This is a genomic window from Kribbella italica, from assembly GCF_014205135.1.
GTDB lineage: Bacteria > Actinomycetota > Actinomycetes > Propionibacteriales > Kribbellaceae > Kribbella > Kribbella italica.
The window spans coordinates 7,556,515-7,573,379 of the sequence record NZ_JACHMY010000001.1 but is presented as its reverse complement, the minus strand read 5'-3'; the positions used below and the strand labels follow the sequence as shown (position 1 = coordinate 7,573,379).

General features: G+C 70.2%; 19 protein-coding genes. 9 read left to right on the top strand and 10 right to left on the bottom strand.

Going from position 1 to position 16,865, the window contains the following annotated elements:
* The first annotated feature begins 131 nt into the window (after nucleotides 1–131).
* Nucleotides 132–968: a L,D-transpeptidase family protein gene (locus HDA39_RS35360; protein WP_184802709.1), complete on the top strand. Its 837-nt coding sequence runs from the start codon at nucleotides 132–134 to the stop codon at nucleotides 966–968.
* A gap of 48 nt (nucleotides 969–1,016) precedes the next feature.
* Here the strand turns inward: HDA39_RS35360 and HDA39_RS35355 are convergent, their stop codons facing one another.
* The 5 genes from HDA39_RS35355 to ygfZ form a co-directional block, all read right to left on the bottom strand.
* A complete protein-coding gene (locus HDA39_RS35355) occupies nucleotides 1,017–1,373 on the bottom strand; it encodes a DUF2516 family protein (protein ID WP_184802707.1) in 357 nt (118 codons plus the stop codon).
* A 112-nt stretch (nucleotides 1,374–1,485) separates the two neighbouring features.
* Nucleotides 1,486–2,019: a hypothetical protein gene (locus tag HDA39_RS35350; protein WP_184802705.1), complete on the bottom strand. Its 534-nt coding sequence runs from the start codon at nucleotides 2,017–2,019 to the stop codon at nucleotides 1,486–1,488.
* 25 nt (nucleotides 2,020–2,044) lie between these two features.
* The gene (locus tag HDA39_RS35345; protein ID WP_184802703.1) at nucleotides 2,045–2,551 is read right to left on the bottom strand and encodes a helix-turn-helix domain-containing protein; all 507 of its coding nucleotides are present in this window, start codon (nucleotides 2,549–2,551) and stop codon (nucleotides 2,045–2,047) included.
* 81 nt (nucleotides 2,552–2,632) lie between these two features.
* Entirely contained in the window at nucleotides 2,633–3,634 is a 1,002-nt protein-coding gene (locus HDA39_RS35340; protein WP_337926037.1) for an asparaginase, read from the bottom strand.
* 58 nt (nucleotides 3,635–3,692) lie between these two features.
* Nucleotides 3,693–4,697, bottom strand: coding sequence for a CAF17-like 4Fe-4S cluster assembly/insertion protein YgfZ (gene ygfZ, locus HDA39_RS35335; RefSeq protein ID WP_184802699.1), 1,005 nt, complete (start codon nucleotides 4,695–4,697; stop codon nucleotides 3,693–3,695).
* Nucleotides 4,698–4,803: 106 nt separating this feature from the next.
* Here ygfZ and HDA39_RS35330 point away from each other — a divergent pair, with 106 nt between their 5' ends.
* Nucleotides 4,804–5,631, top strand: a complete 828-nt coding sequence (locus tag HDA39_RS35330) for an LLM class flavin-dependent oxidoreductase (RefSeq protein ID WP_184802697.1) — start codon at nucleotides 4,804–4,806, stop codon at nucleotides 5,629–5,631.
* A 60-nt stretch (nucleotides 5,632–5,691) separates the two neighbouring features.
* On the opposite strand, the gene HDA39_RS35325 is transcribed toward HDA39_RS35330, so the two are convergent.
* A complete protein-coding gene (locus tag HDA39_RS35325) occupies nucleotides 5,692–7,074 on the bottom strand; it encodes a cation:dicarboxylate symporter family transporter (RefSeq protein ID WP_184802695.1) in 1,383 nt (460 codons plus the stop codon).
* 193 nt (nucleotides 7,075–7,267) lie between these two features.
* On the opposite strand from HDA39_RS35325, the gene HDA39_RS35320 reads away from it, so the two are divergent.
* Together HDA39_RS35320 and HDA39_RS35315 are read left to right on the top strand one after the other, a co-directional pair.
* Nucleotides 7,268–8,524, top strand: a complete 1,257-nt coding sequence (locus HDA39_RS35320; RefSeq protein ID WP_184802693.1) for a sensor histidine kinase — start codon at nucleotides 7,268–7,270, stop codon at nucleotides 8,522–8,524.
* A 29-nt stretch (nucleotides 8,525–8,553) separates the two neighbouring features.
* Nucleotides 8,554–9,234, top strand: coding sequence for a response regulator (locus HDA39_RS35315; RefSeq protein WP_184802691.1), 681 nt, complete (start codon nucleotides 8,554–8,556; stop codon nucleotides 9,232–9,234).
* Between the two features lie 160 nt (nucleotides 9,235–9,394).
* Here HDA39_RS35315 and HDA39_RS35310 read toward each other — a convergent pair whose 3' ends face one another.
* The gene (locus HDA39_RS35310; protein WP_184802689.1) at nucleotides 9,395–9,889 is read right to left on the bottom strand and encodes a heme-binding beta-barrel domain-containing protein; all 495 of its coding nucleotides are present in this window, start codon (nucleotides 9,887–9,889) and stop codon (nucleotides 9,395–9,397) included.
* Nucleotides 9,890–10,061: 172 nt separating this feature from the next.
* On the opposite strand from HDA39_RS35310, the gene HDA39_RS35305 reads away from it, so the two are divergent.
* A complete protein-coding gene (locus HDA39_RS35305) occupies nucleotides 10,062–10,424 on the top strand; it encodes a DsrE family protein (RefSeq protein ID WP_184802687.1) in 363 nt (120 codons plus the stop codon).
* Between the two features lie 166 nt (nucleotides 10,425–10,590).
* Here HDA39_RS35305 and HDA39_RS35300 read toward each other — a convergent pair whose 3' ends face one another.
* Nucleotides 10,591–10,935: a hypothetical protein gene (locus HDA39_RS35300; RefSeq protein ID WP_184802685.1), complete on the bottom strand. Its 345-nt coding sequence runs from the start codon at nucleotides 10,933–10,935 to the stop codon at nucleotides 10,591–10,593.
* A 51-nt stretch (nucleotides 10,936–10,986) separates the two neighbouring features.
* Between HDA39_RS35300 and HDA39_RS35295 the strand changes: the two genes are divergently transcribed.
* Complete coding sequence (locus HDA39_RS35295; RefSeq protein WP_184802683.1) at nucleotides 10,987–12,765, top strand: hypothetical protein; 1,779 nt, start codon at nucleotides 10,987–10,989, stop codon at nucleotides 12,763–12,765.
* Here HDA39_RS35295 and HDA39_RS35290 read toward each other — a convergent pair.
* Complete coding sequence (locus HDA39_RS35290; RefSeq protein ID WP_184802681.1) at nucleotides 12,744–13,307, bottom strand: hypothetical protein; 564 nt, start codon at nucleotides 13,305–13,307, stop codon at nucleotides 12,744–12,746. The two genes, HDA39_RS35295 and HDA39_RS35290, sit on opposite strands and share 22 nt — an antisense overlap.
* Before the next feature lie 355 nt (nucleotides 13,308–13,662).
* Here HDA39_RS35290 and HDA39_RS42780 point away from each other — a divergent pair, with 355 nt between their 5' ends.
* Both HDA39_RS42780 and HDA39_RS35280 read left to right on the top strand, forming a co-directional pair.
* A complete protein-coding gene (locus HDA39_RS42780) occupies nucleotides 13,663–14,964 on the top strand; it encodes a molybdopterin-dependent oxidoreductase (RefSeq protein ID WP_238356224.1) in 1,302 nt (433 codons plus the stop codon).
* On the top strand, nucleotides 14,961–15,419 hold the full coding sequence (locus HDA39_RS35280; protein WP_184802679.1) for a hypothetical protein: 459 nt from the start codon (nucleotides 14,961–14,963) through the stop codon (nucleotides 15,417–15,419). The genes HDA39_RS42780 and HDA39_RS35280 overlap by 4 nt, the downstream gene beginning before the upstream one ends.
* On the opposite strand, the gene HDA39_RS35275 is transcribed toward HDA39_RS35280, so the two are convergent.
* Entirely contained in the window at nucleotides 15,356–16,186 is an 831-nt protein-coding gene (locus HDA39_RS35275) for a beta-keto acid cleavage family enzyme (RefSeq protein ID WP_184802677.1), read from the bottom strand. The genes HDA39_RS35280 and HDA39_RS35275 overlap by 64 nt on opposite strands.
* A gap of 94 nt (nucleotides 16,187–16,280) precedes the next feature.
* Between HDA39_RS35275 and dtd the strand changes: the two genes are divergently transcribed.
* A complete protein-coding gene (dtd, locus tag HDA39_RS35270) occupies nucleotides 16,281–16,706 on the top strand; it encodes a D-aminoacyl-tRNA deacylase (RefSeq protein WP_184802675.1) in 426 nt (141 codons plus the stop codon).
* Nucleotides 16,707–16,865 lie beyond the last annotated feature (159 nt).

Here is a 16,865-nt window from a genome sequence, read left to right as displayed (position 1 = left end):
TCGCTCACGACGGGTGTACCGCGCGTGGTTGGCGATTTACGCTGACTGGTCAGTTGTGGGTGGGGGCCAACCATTGGGGCGATGAGGACGTCCCAGTAGGTACAGGGGAAAAGCTGAACGAGGGGTATGCGATGCGCGCGCGGAACTGGGTACGGACGGCGTCGGCGGTCCGGCACGTGCTGGCCGGGATGGTCGTCGCCGCGGCGGCGACCGGGCTGGTGGTTTACGGACTGAACGGTTCCGGAAACGAGGCTTCGGCCGCTCCGGTGGCGGCCACGGATCTGAAGACCGTGCCGTTCGAGGTCAGCGGTGAGCTGCCGATCTACCCGAAGGCCCTGTGGAGCAACGGCGCGAGCAGCGCCGAGGTCCGCAAGGTCGAGGCGCGGCTGATCCAGCTCAAGCTGCTCGACAAGCGGTGGCTGGACAACTCCTTCGGCACGATGACCCGGTCCGCGGTGAAGAAGTTCCAGTCCTCCAAGGGGATTCCCGAGCTCGGCTACGTCGACCAGAACACCTGGGACCAGCTGAAGGCCGCGACCCACGAGCCGACCCAGAAGGAACTGTTCCCGCCCGCGCCCGTGGTCGACGGCAAGAAGCTCGACCAGCGCTGCGCGACCGGTACGGCGCTGTGCATCGACAAGTCCACCCGCAAGCTGCGCTACGTCGTCGACGGCGTCGTGAAGCTGCAGTTCGACGTCCGGTTCGGCGCGAAGAAGACCGCCACCCGCGAGGGTGCGTTCTCGGTCGGCTGGAAGAGCCGCAACCACGTCTCCAAGCTGTACGACTCCCCGATGCCGTACGCGATGTTCTTCAGCGGCGGCCAGGCCGTGCACTACTCGTCCGACTTCGCCGCCCGCGGCTACGCCGGCGCCTCGCACGGCTGCGTGAACGTGCGCGACCTGGGCAAGATCAAGTACCTGTTCGACCAGGTCAAGGTCGGCGACAAGGTGATCGTCTACCGCTCGTAGCGTCAGTACGCCGTACCGGCTGGTGAGCCTGTACGGCGTACGCGTGGATCAGAGCGGGCGCGGACCCCGCCTGCGGCGGATGCCCCAGCCTCCGCCGCGGCCCCGGCCGCTGGCGGCGCGCAGGGCGGGGCGGGCGTCGACCAGGTAGACGCCCGCGGCGACGATGCCGATCAGGCCGAAGAAGCTCAGCCAGCCGCCCTGGAAGATCTGGCACAGCGAGAACGTCGCCAGGATCAGCACCCAGCCGGGCTTGGTCAGCTTGTCCGCCGCGACGAACACCTGGCGTGGCCTGAAGGCCGCGTCCAGCAGTGCGACCAGCTTCAGGCCGAGCAGCACCCACCAGATGACGTCGAACGGATTGCCGAACCCCGGGAACAGGGTCGGGAACGTGGCGAGTGGGAGCATGCGTACGAGCCTAACAAGCGGACGGGTGGCCCACCTCTGCTCAGCGGCAGATTCGGACCACCCGTCGGCGTGTTGCGGCGTACGGCGTCAGGCCGCCACGCGAGGACTACGGTCAGTCGCCGACCTTGGCGGCGGCGTCGCCGGCGGCCTTGGCGGCCGTCTTCGCGGTCTTGCGGGCGCTGGTGGCGGTCGCCTTGACGTTGCGGGTGGTGTTGTCGGCGGTCTTGCGCGCGGTGGTGCGGGTCGCCTTGACCTTGCTGACCGTGGTCTTGGCCTGGGCCTCGAGGTCCTCGGTCGCCTTCTGGGTGCGGATCCGGCCGACGATCTCCTCGCCGCGGGTGGCCAGGTCGTCGTAGGTCTCCTCGGCCTGGCCGAGCACCGTGGTCAGACCGGCCTGCGCGACGGCCGGCAGCTCACGCAGCTTGGCCGGCACGGTCTTGGCGTCGGCGGCCAGCGCCTCGAGGCGCTTGGACAGCTCGGTCTGGCGCTTGGTCAGCTCGGTGCGCAGCGTCGACTGCAGGGCGTCCTGGTCGAGCTTGGCGAACCGGGCGGTGACGTCCTCGCTGACCGCGCGGAACTTCTCGACGGCCAGGTCGCCGGCGCCGGCGATGACGTACAGGGGCGTGACGGGGGTACGGGTAGCCATCAGGCTTCTCCTCGGAGCAGTGGTGTCAGTGGGTGGTGCGCTTTGATGCAGGGGTCCTGGGGGCCGGGGACTTCTTCGCCGCCGCGGCCTTCTTGACGGTCCGAGCCGCCTTCTTGGCCGGGGGCTTCGTCGCCGCCGCGGCCGGTACGTCGTCCTCGGGTGCGTTCTCCCGGACGAAAGATCCGTAAACGTCGAGCAGTACGCGCTTCTGCCGCTCGTTCAGCAGCGGGTCGAGCAGGATCGCGTCGACCACACCGGTCGCGCTGCCGCCTTCGGCCCGGTCCTCCGGGTCGAGGATGCCGGCCCGCACGTACAGCGTCTCCGCGGAGATCCGCAGGGCCTTCGCCAGCTGCTGCAGTACGTCGGCCGACGGCTTGCGCAGCCCGCGCTCGATCTGGCTCAGGTACGGGTTGGAGACGCCGGCCAGGTCGGACAGCTGCCGCAACGACAACTGCGCGTGCCGCCGCTGCTCGGCGAGGTACTCCCCCACCGAACCCATCGCGTCCGCCGCACGATCACTCAACCTGGCCATGCGTCCAGTGTGCTAGCAGAGCGCTTGCAATTGCAAGCAGACCGGCCGTGAGCCGCCTCACTCACAGCAAGTGAGCGAGTTTCAGCTGAAAATCAAAGGATGTGGCCGGACCGAGCCGACCTGTACGCCGCCGCCCAGCAGCGGGAAGTGCAAATGCTTGTCCAGCACCTCGTGGTCCAGGCCCAGCATCTTCAGCGTTGCGGCCATCACGACCGCCCGCGCCCGGGCGCTGCCGTCTTCGATCTTCACGGCGATCCCGCGGCCGTCGGCCAGGCCCACGGCGTACACGCTCTCGGCGCCGACCTTGCCGAACAGGCCCGGGATCGCGTGGATCAGCTCGGCCTCGTCGCGCCGGGTACCACTGGCGTACTCCGGGAACGCGCGGAACGCATCCGCGACCCGTCCCTCCAGCGTCGCCGGCTCCGCAGCCGCGAACAGTCCGAAGGAGCGCGCCAGCCCGGCCAGGCTGATCGCCAGGATCGGCGCTCCGCAACCGTCGACCGCGACGTACGAGACCTTCTCGCCGGCCGAGTCCTCGACGGCGGTCCGGATCACCTGCTGCAGCGGGTGTTTCGGCGACCGGTAGTCGTCGGCACCCCAGACCCCGTCCGGGCTGGTCGCGCACGCGTCGTCGTGGATCGGCCAGCCGTTCGCGACACACGTCGCGATCATCGCCGCGTGCTTGCCCGAGCAGTTCATCGTGATCGGCTCCGGACCGTGCCCGGCCGCGACCCACTCGTCACGCCGCCAGTCCTCGACCGGGTACTGCGCCGGCGTCCGCAGCGCGCTCTCGTCCAGCCCGACACCCGCCAGGATCTCCCGTACGCCGTCCAGATGGATCTGCTCGCCCGAGTGCGACGCCCCGGCCAGCGCGAGCAGCCGCCCGTCCAGGTCGAGCCCGTGGCGCAGCATGCCGAGCGCCTGCATCGGCTTGTTCGACGAGCGCGGGAACATCGGCTGGTCCACCACGCCGACGGACCACTCGACGCCACCGTCGGGATTCGTCACCACGACAGAGCCGCGGTGGTGCCCTTCGACGAAGTCGCTGCGGACGACGTCGGCCACGATCACAGGTTCGGTCACGCCTGCACTGTACGGCTCAGGCGTCAGGAGCAAAAAGGCATGTTGGGGATGATCCCAATCACAGCCGGGCGCGCACGTGCAGCCCGACCTCGGGGTCGACGATCAGTTCCTGCGTCGCCGTCACCGTCGGCTGGTCCTCGGCCACGACCTGCAGCTCCAGCTCGCTGTCGACCGAACGCTTGACCAGCGCCAGCGCGATCGGCCCGAGCTCGTGGTGCCGCGCGGCGGACCCGACGAACCCGACCTGCTTCTCACCCACCCGGACGGCGTACCCGTGCTGCGGCAGGTGGTCGACCGAGCCGTCGAGGTGCAGCCGGACCAGCCGCCGCGGCGGCCGACCCAGGTTGTGCACCCGCGCGACGGTCTCCTGGCCGCGGTAGCAGCCCTTGTCCAGGTGGACGCCGACGCCGAGCCAGCCCAGCTCGTTCGGGATCGCGCGCTCGTCGGTGTCGAGGCCGAACCGCGGGTGCCCCGCCTCGATCCGCAGCGCCTCGTACGCCCAGACGCCCGCCGGCGGGCCCGCCAGCTCGGCGTACGCCGAAAGCTCCCCCCGCGGCAGGAACACCTCGAACCCACCGAGCGAGTCGCCGCCGGACCGCGTCAACGGCCCCTCGGCCGGGGCCGCACCAGGACGCCACACGATCGCGAAGCGGTCGGTGACGTCGGTGATCTCCACCCGGGACATGAACACCATCTTCTGCAGCCACTCGACCAGCGCGGCGGCCGCGCCCGGCTCGGTGTGCAGCCAGAAGGTCTCGCCGTCGTCGACGCCGTACATCGCGTGCTCGACGTGGCCGGTCGGGGACAGCAGCAGCGCCGTCGTCGACGTACCGGCCTGGAGGCCCTCGAAGTACTGCGTCGTGAGCGCGTGCAGCCAGGTGAGCCGGTCCGGCCCACTGATCGTGACCACGTCCCGGTGGGAGAGATCGACATACCCCTCGCCCCGGGCCAGCGCCCGTTGCTCGCGCAGGTCCGAGCCGTAGTGCGCCGCGACTCCGGCGTCCGGGCCGTCGGCCTCGACCGCCGCGGGCAGGTCCAGCAAGGGGCTGCGCATCGATGACATGTCACCAGCGTACGTCGCCCGTCGTACGGCGAACGCCTCCCGCTGTGGGATGTGGACAACACCGGCGATCGCGAGGCTGGAGGTACGACTCGGAGAGGACAGGACGATGACAGACAAGCGCTTCAGGTTCGGCATCGTGGCCACGCCGGCGGACGGCAGCCCGGACCAGTGGACGAAGACCGTACGCCGTGCCGCGGAGCTCGGGTACTCGACGGTTCTGATGCCCGACGGGCTCCAGTTGCTGTCGCCGTTCCCATCGCTGGCGATGGCCGCGGCGGTCGCCGACATCCGCGTCGGCACGTTCGTCGCGGCCGCGCCGATGCGCACGCCGTACGCCGCCGCCTGGGACGCGCACACGCTGACCGTGCTGACCGACGGGCGGTTCGAGTTCGGGATCGGCACCGGGCGGCCGGGGACGGACAAGTTCGCCGAGAAGCTCGGACTGCCGTACGGGACGGGCGCGGAGCGACTGCAGCAGGTGCGCGAGACGCTCGACCACCTGGCCGAGCTGGACGGCGATCGGCACACGCCGGTGATCATGGCCGCCGGCGGGCCGAAGGCCCTGGCGCTCGCGGCCGAGCGGGCGGACGTGGTCTCGATCGCGAAGGGCGCGCTGACGCCACCGGCCGAGGTCATCCAGCTCGCGGAGGAGCTGCGGACGCTGGCCGGCGACCGCGCCGACGACATCGAGCTGGCGCTGAACCTGTTCGCGGCCGGGGACGGTGAGCTGCCGCCGTGGACGAAGATGGCGACCGGGGTCGAGCCGGAGGCGCTGCGGGCAACCGACTCGCTGATGCTGCTGCCGGGTGGTCCGCGTCAGATGGCGGACGAGCTGCTGCGGCGGCGCGAGGTCCTCGGTGCGTCGTACATCAGCGTGAATTCGGCGTACCTGGAAGAGCTGGCGCCGGTGGTCGAGCTCCTTGCAGGGCAGTAGAAACACCAACGCCCGTCAGCTGTGGCTGACGGGCGCTGGCTGAGGGGTGGGACAGGTGGACTAGTGGTGGTCGCGGTCCTGTGTCGCGTCGGGACCTGTGGTGACAGCTGCCGGTACGTCGCCGCCGTGGGTGTCGCCGGCCGCGAACGCGGCCTCGTCGAACGGGTCATCACCGGCGAAGACCTGCTTGACCTGGTCCCGGTCGAGTTCGCCGACCCAGTGGCCGACCAGGACCGTGGCGACCGCGTTGCCGGCGAAGTTCGTCAGCGCGCGGGCCTCGGACATGAACCGGTCGATGCCGACGATCAGTCCGACGCCGTCGACGAGCTCCGGCCGGTGCGACTGCAGGCCGCCGGCCAGCGTCGCCAGACCGGCGCCGGTGACCCCGGCGGCGCCCTTCGAGGCGATGATCATGAACGCCAGCAGGGAGACCTGCTGCCCGATCGAGAACGGCTGGTCCATCGCCTCGGCGATGAACAGCGAGGCCATCGTCAGGTAGATCGCCGTACCGTCCAGGTTGAACGAGTAGCCGGTCGGGACGGTGATGCCGACCACGCTCTTGGAGACCCCGAGGTGCTCCATCTTGCCGATCAGCCGGGGCAGGGCGGTCTCCGACGACGACGTGGACACGATCAGCAGGAACTCGCGGCCGAGGTAGCGCAGCAGCTGGAAGATCGACAGCCCGGTGACGACGCGAAGAATGGTGCCCAGGACAACGATCACGAACAGCAGACAGGTGATGTAGAAGGCGATCATGATCTTGCCGAGGCTGATCAGCGCGTCCACGCCGGTCGCGCCGACGACCGCGGCGATCGCGCCGAAGGCACCGATCGGGGCGGCCCACATGATCATCGCCAGCACCTTGAAGACCAGCCGCTGCAGGTGCGCGATCCCGGTCAGGACCGGCTGGCCCTTCGAGCCCATCGCCTGCAGCGCGAAGCCGATCAGCAGCGCCACGAAGACGGTCTGCAGCACCTCGCCCTCGGTCAGCGCCGAGACGACCGTCTTCGGGATGATGCCGAGAACGAAGTCGGTCGTGGTCTCGTGCGTCGTGCCGACCTGGTTCTGGCCGGTCTCGCGCAGCTTGTCGGTCAGGTTGAGGCCGGAACCCGGCTGGACCAGGTTGCCGACGACCAGGCCGATGCCCAGGGCCACGGTCGACATCACGATGAAGTAGATCAGCGCGAGGCCGCCGACCTTGCCGACGCTGGCGGCCTGGCGGACCGAGCCGATGCCGAGGACCAGCGTGCAGAAGATGACCGGGCTGATCATCATCTTGATCAGGTTCACGAACCCGGTGCCGAGCGGTTTCAGCTCGACCGCGAAGTCGGGGAACAGGAACCCGACACCGATGCCCAGGGCGACGGCGACGATGACGGCGATGTAGAGGAAGTGGGTCCGGTCGTTGCGGACCGGGGTGGGACGGGGTTCGGTGCTCGACATACGTGGCTCCTTGGCCGGCAGACCTGGTTCCGGGTGGTTCTGAGTAACTGTGACGTGACGCACAGGACAACTGCGCATTTCGTTCATATCGTTCGCGGCCGGCGACCACACTTCGGCGCGCGGCGAACCGTCGGACGGCGGCCAACCGGTGCCGCGCACTACCAGTGGTGGCGCTGGTGTGGAGAATGTCGGCATGAAACGTCGGCCGTGGGAGCTGCGGCGCCAGGTGCTCTGGCTGCAGACCGGCACGGTCGCGGTGCTGATCGCGATGGTCTGGATCACCATGGCCAGCCGCGCCCGGGCGCAGGCCGACCGCGACGCCGCGGCGGCCGGACTCACGCCGCCGGGCTGGGACGAGCTGCTCCGGGCCGAGACCCGGACGATGCTCGGCATCGCCAGCCTGATGCTCGGGGTGGCGATCGCGGGCAACGCGCTGGTCGCCTGGCGGGTCCGCCGCGCGACCCGCGGGATGGGGACCCAGACGCTCGCCTGGATGCTCGACTTCTACCAGGGTGTCCTGCGCGCCGCCCGTGAAGGCCTGCTGCTGATTGACGCCGACGGGCGGGTCCAGCTGGTCAACGAGGAGGCCCGGCGGCTGCTCGGGCTCCAGGCGATCCCCACCGGGACCACCGTGGACGAGCTGCACCTGCCGGTCGCGCTGTCCGATCTGCTGAGGGCCGGGCGTACGGCGTACGACGAACTGCACCTCGGCGCGTACGGCGTGGTCGTGGTGAACCAGCAGCCGGCGCGCTCCGGGCGGATCGTCACGCTGCGGGACCACACCCAGCTGCAGGCGCTGCTCGGCGAGCTGGACGCGGTGCGCAGCCTGGCTGAGTCGCTCGAGGCGCAGAACCACGAGGCCTCGAACCGGTTGCACACGGTCGTCAGCCTGATCGAGATCGGCCGGCCGGAACGGGCGCGGGAGTTCGCGGTGTCGGAGTTGCAGTTCGCGCAGGCGATGACGGACCGCGTGGTCGGGACGGTCGGTGACCCGGTGCTCGCGTCGCTGCTGCTGGCCAAGCTGTCGCAGGCGCAGGAGCGCGGCGTACTGCTCACGCTGGAGCTCGGCTCCGAGGCGCTCAACACCCGACTGCCCGCGCAGGACGTGGTCACCGTCGTCGGGAACCTGCTCGACAACGCGATCGAGGCCGCGCGCAGTGGCCCGGCACCACGACGCGTCGAGCTGAAGGCCGGTACGACGCCGGACGCGATCGACCTGGCCGTGACGAACACCGGCGCCGAGCTCGGGTCGGGCGAGCTGGCCCGGATGTTCGAGCGCGGCTGGACGACGAAGAACGAGCCAGGACACGGACTCGGACTGGTGCTGGTCCGCAGCACGGTGATGCGTTGGCAGGGGACGTTGATGGTCGACCCGGACTCCGAGCTGGACGAGATCCCCGCGCTGACCGTGCGCGTGCGGCTGCCGCGGGCGGTGAGCACGAGTGCCTGATCTGCCAAGGTTTCTGGGGGTGGACGCGAATGCCTGATCTGCTGCGGGTCCTCGTCGTCGAGGACGATCCGGTCGCCGCCGAGGCCCATCGGACGTACGTCGATCGCCTGCCCGGCTTCACGTGCGTGGGCATCGCCGGTACGGCGGCGCGGGCCCTTTCCGTCCTCTCCCAAGGCCAGATCGATCTGGTCCTGCTCGACATGAACCTGCCGGACGGGCACGGGCTCGACGTGGTCCGGCGCATGCGCGCCTCTGGCAACCAGACCGACGTGGTCGCGGTGACGTCGGCTCGCGAAGTCGCCGCCGTGCAGGCCGCGGCGCGCATCGGTGTCGTCCAGTACGTGCTCAAGCCGTTCGCCTTCGAGACTCTCCGCGACCGCCTCTCGGCCTACGCCCGCCAGCGACGAGCGGCTGAAGCCGGTCAGGTCGTCGCCGACCAGGACGAGGTCGACCGGTTGTTGCATCCGGCTACTGTTTCGTCAGTGCCGAAGGGGCTGGCCGGGTCGGTGCTCGATCGAGTGGTCCAGTTGCTCGGCAACCGCGAGGGGTGGACGGCCGAAGAGGTCGCGGCCGAGCTCGGGACGTCGCGGATCACCGCTCGGCGGTACTTGGAGCACCTGGCCGACCAGCAGCAGGCGCTACGGACGCAGCGCTACGACGGACGCAGTGGGCGGCCGAAGGTCGAGTACAGCTGGGTGTCGGAGAGTTAGGGCGTGTCTGGCAATTCCCGCCGTAGCGAGCAGGTGCTCGGTGCGGTAGCTCAGCGTGCTGGGGTGAAGGCCTCGATGTTTTTCCATCGTGGTCTTTGCTCCAGTGCGCTGAGGTGCCGTGCCGAGTGCCGCGCAGTAGGCGAGAATTGCCAGACACGCCCTACACCCGGACGAGGGTGGCCCAGAGGTGGGGCTGCAGCGGTTGGCCTTCCGCGGCCATGTCGTAGGCCCAGAGCAGCTCGCCCTTGACCAGGCCGTAGAGGCGGTGGCCGGCGGCGACCTCCTTGGCGGTGGCCGTGCGGGCGATCACGTCGGTCCGCATCTCGACCTTGGCGCCCTCGATCTCGCCGTACCAGATCTCGGCGAACCCGGTCGGGTGCGCCAGCACGACCTCGAGCTTGTTGTCCGGCTTGGGCCGCCAAAAGCCGGTCTCCACGGCCAGCGGGCGCTGCTTGGTGCCGTCCTCACCGACCACGTAGGTCTGGCTGACGTAGTGCAGGTACGGCTTGCCGTTGTGGCTGAAGTCGACCTGCTGCCCGAACTCGAACTTCTCGATCGTCGGGTAGTCGCCGTGCCCGCGGCCCTCCCACCGGCCGAGCAGCCAGGCGAGCGGCATCAGGTCGGGGTGCAGGTCCTGCGGAATCTCGAAGGCCATCGGTCGGTCCGCGCGTCAGTTCGCGCTGCGGCCGCGGTACAGCCGGTAGACGACGAACGCCGAGAACCAGGCCATGAACACACTGACCAGGACCAGCAGGGTCGTGAAGATGACATGTAGCACGTTCGCCAGTCTAGGGGATGCCCGCCGGACCCTCGGCTACGGTGGCGTGATGTCTCGCACGCTGGTGATCAAGCTGACCGCAGGCGCCGATGAGCCCGAACGCGCCAACCAGGCCTTCACGGTCGCCGCGACCGCCGTTGCCTCGGGAGCCACGGTCTCTTTGTGGCTCACCGGCGAAGCCGTCTGGTTCGCCGTGCCTGGGCGCGCGGAGGCGTTCGAACTGCCGCATGCGGCGCCCTTGGGGGATCTACTGGCGGCGGTACTGGCCGGGGGGACTCTCACTGTCTGCACCCAGTGCGCCAAGCGCCGAGATCTCGCCAAGTCGGACCTGCTGCCCAGCACGCGGATCGCGGGTGCGCCGGCGTTCACCGAGGAGATCCTCACGGACAACGCCCAGGCGATCGTCTACTGACCATCCGGCCCCGGGAGTTCGCACCCCCGGCCGGGTGTTCACGGACCCCAGCCGGCTGCTCGCGGCCCCGGGCCGGGTGCTCACGGCCCCCGGCCGGGTGTTCGCAGCCCCGGCCGGTGTTCACAGTCCCCGGCGGGGGTTCACGGTCTCCGGTCGGTGACGAGGGTCAGCGGGTCCGTTCGGGGTCCTGGGTCGGTTGGGTGTCGCGCTGGTGCTGGGCGCCAGGAGTTCGACCGGCTTGGCCGGCTGGTTCGAGCTGGCGGTCGGGGCGGCGTTCGGCGGGGCCGGTGACGCCATCGCGGGCGAGTGAGTCGAGCTTGGCCTTCTCGGTGTCGGACATCGGCTGGCTGTACCCCTGCTGCCCCTGACCACGCTCGCCGTTCTTCAGGGCTTCCTCGCGATTCCGATCGTCGTCCAACCGGGCCTCCAGCGGACCTGAAGGCTTCTGGGCCTCACGCGCCTGAGCCTCGGCACGCAGGTCACCACCGGTCGGCATGGCTGAGGTCTCCACCTGTGGGTCCTGCTGGTTCTGCTCAGCCTCAGGCCCCTGGCGGTCCTGCCCTTGCTGGTCACGCTCAGGCCCGTCGACCGCAGGGTCGTTCCGATCGACCTCAGCCTGCTCCCGCTCCACCTGCTGATCCCGGCCGGCCTGATCCTGCTCGACCTGCTCCCGGCCAGGCTGGTCCTGCTCGACTTGGTCGCGCTCGGGCTGATCCTGCTCGGGCCCGTCGCGTTCCGGCTCGGGCTGTTCCACCTCAGGCTGCTCGCGCTCGTCCAGACCGGCTTGTTCCACCTCGGGCTGCTCGCGCTCGTCCAGACCGGCTTGTTCCACCTCGGGCTGCTCGCGATCAACCTGTACGTCGTCGCGCGCGACCTCGCTGTCCCCCACCTGCGGATCGCCCTCAGCCCGATCGACCTGATCCCGGTCAGCCTGCTCGTCGACGACCGGCTGAGCCTGGTCGACCTCCTGCGGATCCCGGTCCGGCTCGGCCTGGTCGATCTCCTGCGGGTCGAGCTGCTGGTCGGCTTGGTCGACCTCCTGCGCGTCCCGCTCGGTATCAGCCTGCTGGTCACGGTCGAGCTCAGCCTGATCCCTGTCGGGCTCGGCCACCTCCGGCTGGTCGCGATCTGCGGCCTGCTGGTCAACCGCCGGCTCAGCCTGCTCGACTTCCTGCAAGTCTCGGTCGGCCTGATCCTGCTCAGCCGCAGGCTGCTCCCGATCGACCTCTACGTCGTCCCGCGCGACCTCGCCCTGCCCCACCTGAGGATCACCCTCAGCCCGGTCGACCTCATCCCGGTCCGCCTGCTCGTCGACCTCAGGCTGACCCTGCTCGGCCTCCGGACCATCAGCCTGTGCGTCAACAGCAGGCTGATCCACCTCCTGCCCATCACGCTCAGCGTCAACCGTGGCCTGGTCCACCTCCGGACCATCACGCTCAGCATCAACCGCCGCCTGGTCCACCTCTTGGCCGTCACGCTCAGCGTCAACCGCGGCCTGGTCCACCTCCGGACCTTCGGCTTCCGGCTGGTCCTGGCCGTCAAGCCCCTCGGCAGCCACCGCGCCGGCCGCCGCCGCAGGAAGGACGTCAGGGCCGTCCGCCCCCTCGCGGCGTTCGCGCTCGCGGTCCTGTTCCTGCGCCTCGGCCTCGCGAGTCTCCTCGCGGTCGTCCGCTTCGCGCTCCCGCTCCTCGGCGCTCTGCTCGGTCTCGCGCTCCTCGTCCTCGCCCCGCTCGCGCTGGTCGTCCTCGCGGTCACGCTCCAGGTTGTCGGGAACCCGATCGCCGTCGCGGTCGCTCAGCCGGTCCACGTCCTGGTCCTCGAGCTCCCGGTCGCGGGTGTCGAGCACGCGGTTGCCGTCCAGGTCGAGCGGGTCCCGGCCGTCGGCCCCTTGCTCCCGCTCGAGACGGTCGTCGGCGTCGTCGCGGGCGAGCTCCTCGTCGTTCATGGCACGCTCGACCAGACCGAGCAGCAGCATCCGCTGCTGGTGCTGGCTCAGGTTCTGCAGCTGCGACCTGGCCTCGGGGTTGTTGCGCATGTACTCGACGACCGCCTCGGTCATCGCCCGGCGTTCCTTGAAGTCGAGGTTGCGCTCCTGCTCCTGGAGCTGACGGTCGTCAACGGAAGGACCGTCGTTCGGCGGGAAGGTGTTGTCCTGCCCCGGCCCGGCCATCGCCGGCGCCCCCGCGGGACGGCGCGAACGACCGCGCCGCAGCAACCGCCGCAGCCCGCGGTACGTCGCCCGCACGCCCTGCGCGGCCCGCTTGAACCCGCGGTACAGGCTGTCGAGCAGTTCTTCCTCGATCGACTGGGGCTGCGCCATCACGCCACCTCGCTCGCATAGACGGAGTACGCGAAGCCGGCCGTCGGATTCGCCTCACCCGGCAGCAGCCGGGTGGCGTACAGGTGGATCTCCGCGCCGGGCCGCAGCCACACCGCGAGGTGCCGCCGCCGTTCCCGCCACTCGCCGGGGATCCGTGGGTCGTTGCCCGGCCCGACGAACACCGGGTCGCCCCAGTGCTGCCGTGCCAGCGCGAGCTGGTCGGGCCAGTGGTCGTCGATCAGGTCCTCCGCGTCGGCCACCTCGTCCGCGCCGATGTTGTACGCCGACCAGGTGCCCCGCGGGCTCTCCGGCAGGACGGCGTCCGGCAGCGCGAGCATGACCGTCTCACGCGGCGTGACCAGACCCCACGCGTACTCGGCCGGGTCGATGTCGCCGGGCGCCCAGGGCTGCCAGCCGGTCGCGGCGACCACGCGCGCGACCAGCGCACGGATCCCGGCGGGCCCGGTCTGGGGCGGCCCCCACAGCCGGCTCCAGTCGCCCACTTCCGCGAGGTCGGCCATCGCACGGACGTCCTCGTCCGGCGACCGCAACTGCGTCTTCACTGACCTTCCCCTCTCCTGCCTACGCCCTCGACCAAGATCTCCGACGGCCCCTGAACTGGACCACTCTCAGGTTAAGCCGAATCGGTGCCACCCGTTCCGACGTATCCACAGGCCTACCGGATCCCACTCCCGAAGGCCTGTCCGGACCGGCTGACCGGCCCGCGCGACCAACCACCCTTACACGCAACTTCGCCCCTCGCGACCCGGCAAAACCTGCAATCCGACAACAATCCGGACGCGGCCCGCCAGCCCCGGACCCGATCCGTCCCCGACCCGTAAGCCGGTCGGCAGGTCGTTCGCGGGCGGTAACCGCAGTCACCCCGCCGAGCGGTCCGCGAGGCGTTCTGATGGAGAAATGAAGCTCCCGAGCCCTCCGCAGCCGGCGTTCAGGTCCGCGCTGCACCACCCCCGGGTCGCGACCGTGATCGGCCGCTGGCTGGCGGTCGCCATCTTCGTCTGCTTCCTGACCGGTCTGTTCAGCCACTTCCAGCAGGCGACGCCCGGCTGGCTGCACATCCCCGCGCGCCCGGCGTCCCTGTACCGCGTGACGCAGGGCCTGCACGTGCTCAGCGGCACCATGGCGATTCCGTTGCTGCTGGCAAAGCTCTGGACCGTCTACCCGAAGCTCTTCGAGAAGCCCCCGTGGCCGCCGAGCCGCGCCGCGCTCGCCACCCTGCTCGAACGCCTCTCCATCCTGGTGCTCGTCTCCGCGCTGGCGCTCGAACTGTTCATCGGCTTCGTCAACACCCTGCAGTGGTATCCGTGGCCGTTCCCCTTCAAGGAAACGCACTACGCCCTCGCCTGGATCATCATCGGCGCCCTGCTCGTGCACCTCGCCGTCAAGCTGCCGCTGATCCGCGCCCACTGGAGCCGAACAGCAGCAGACCGTACGCCGTACGCGCCACTCGACGAGCCACCCACGGCAAACGCACCGCTCACGAGCCGGCCCGCGGACGCACCGCATCCCACAGACGCACCGCCCGCGGACCCACCGCAACCCGCAGACGCACCGCCCGCCGACGAACCCGAGCCGGCGCATGCCCGCACCTCGCTCCCCGCCGAGATCACCGGCCTCAGCCGCCGCGGCCTCTTCCGTACCGTCGCCGGCGCCGGAGCCCTGGTCGGCATCGCCTCGGTCGGCCAGTCCGTCCCGGCCTTCGGCCCGATCGCCGTCCTCGCGCCGCGCAAGCCCAACGTCGGCCCGCAGTCCCTCCCGGTCAACCGCACCGCCCACGACGCCGGCGTCGTACCGGTCGGCGACGACTGGCGTTTCACGATCAGTGGCCCTCAGCAACTTTCCTGGTCGCTCGCCGAGCTCAGGTCCCTGCCGCAGAGCCGGTCCGACCTCCCGATCGCCTGCGTCGAGGGCTGGAGCCAAGGCGCCAGCTGGGAAGGCATCCGGATCCGTGATCTCCTCCAGCTGGCCGGCGCCCCCGACCACTCGACGGTCCGCGTCGTGTCGATGGAGAAGGGTGGCTTCTACGCGACCAGCGAGCTCCCACCCCAGTTCGCCGCCGACCCGCTCACGCTCCTGGCACTGAAGCTCAACGGCTCCGACCTCGATCTCGACCACGGCTTCCCGGCCCGGATCATCGCCCCCAACCGCCCCGGTGTCCTGCAGACCAAGTGGGTCCACCGTCTGGAGGTCCTCGCATGAGAGTCGCCCGCGTAGCCATGGCCGCAGTCGGCGTTGGACTCGGCCTCTGGGGCCTCCGTCTTCTCCTGCAGAGCCTGAGCATCGACGCCCTGATCCGCCTGCCGCTCTGGCTCGGCGGCGCCGTCCTGGTCGATGACTTCCTGCTCGTCCCGCTGACCGTCGCGGCCGGCTGGCTCCTGACGAGATGGTCGATCGGTCCCGGCCACCACCGCACGATCGGCGCCGTCCGCACCACAGCCTTGTACGTCGGGATCACGACCCTCGTCGCGATCCCGCTGCTCATCCGTCAGGGCAAGGGCGTCAACCCGACCGTGCTGCCGCGTGACTACCTGCGCGACTGGTTGTTGCTTGAGTCAACGATCATCGTGGCCGGCGTGATCGTGGCGGTCGTTCAGTCCCGGCGGGCGACGTTCAGCAGGTCGCGCGCGGCGTCCGGCGACATCGGCGGCCGCTGAGCCAGGGTCGCCAAAGCCGCGGCCCGCTCGACGAGCTCGGCGTTGTGCGTGACCGGCTGCCCCTTCGCCAGGGTCAGGGTGTCCTCCATCCCGACCCGGAGGTGGCCGCCCTTCGACAGCGCCGCGAGCGCGACCGGGATCGTGGTCCGGCCGACTCCGGTCGCCGCCCAGGACGTCACCGCCGGCGGGAGTGCGTTGACCGCGGCAACCAGTGCGTCCGGCGTACCGGGCATCCCACCAGGAACGCCCATCACCAGGTCGCAGTGCACGCGACCGCCGTACGGCAGGCCGAACTTGTCGAGCAGCCGGTGCAGCGCCGCCACGTGCCCGAGGTCGAACAGCTCGAACTCCGGTACGACGTGCCGCTCCTGCGTGAGCTGGTAGAGCTCGGTGACGAACGGCCACGGGTTCATGAACACGTCGTCGCCGAAGTTGACCGTGCCCATCGTCAGCGAGCAGGAGTCCGGTGCCGCCTCCAGGACGCGCAGCCGGTGCTCGAACGGGTCGGTGACCGCGCCACCGGTGGACAGCTGGACGATCAGCGCGGTGTTCTCCCGGATCGCGGCGACGGTCTCGGTGAGCCGGCCGAGGTCGAGCGTCGGACGGTGCTCGGCGTCCCGGATGTGGATGTGGATCATCGCGGCCCCGGCCGCCTCGCAGCGCTTCGCGGTCTCGACCAGTTCGTCGAGGGTGGTGGGCAGCGCCGGGCAGTCCGCCTTCGCGGTCTCGGCACCGGTCGGGGCAACGGTGATCAACGTCGACGTCATGGAGGAATCGTGCCAGATGTCGGCACTGAACGGGAGATTCGGTCGTGAATCACCCCGAGGACCGGACAATTTGCGGAACGGCAGACTGTGATCCATGAGAGCAGTGGTGCAACGAGTCACGGACGCATCGGTCGAGGTCGCGGGCGAGATGGTCGGCGCGATCGATCAGCCCGGTCTGGTGGTGCTGCTCGGCGTGACGCACGACGACACCGAGGAGAAGGCCAAGGCGCTGGCGGCGAAGATCTGGACACTGCGGATCCTGCGCCACGAACGGTCGGCCGCCGACGAGCAGGCCCCGATCCTCGCGATCAGCCAGTTCACCCTGTACGCCCACACCCGCAAAGGCCGCCGCCCGTCCTGGAGCGCCGCCGCCCCCGGCCCGGTCTCCGAGCCCTTGTACGACGCGTTCTGCGCGGCCCTGGAATCCCTCGGCGCCAAGGTCGAGCGAGGCCGCTTCGGCGCGGACATGCAGGTCCACCTGACCAACGACGGCCCGGTCACCGTGATCCTCGACGCCTGACCCGGGCGTCCCGCCACGCCTGAACGGCGTACGGCGACGCCAGAACCGACGCACCTCGGCGCCTGAACCGGCATACCTCGGCGCCTTCGCCGGCGTACCGCACACAGAAGACGGCCCCGGCGCGGATCCGAAGATCCGGCCGGGGCCGTCCGGTGCCTG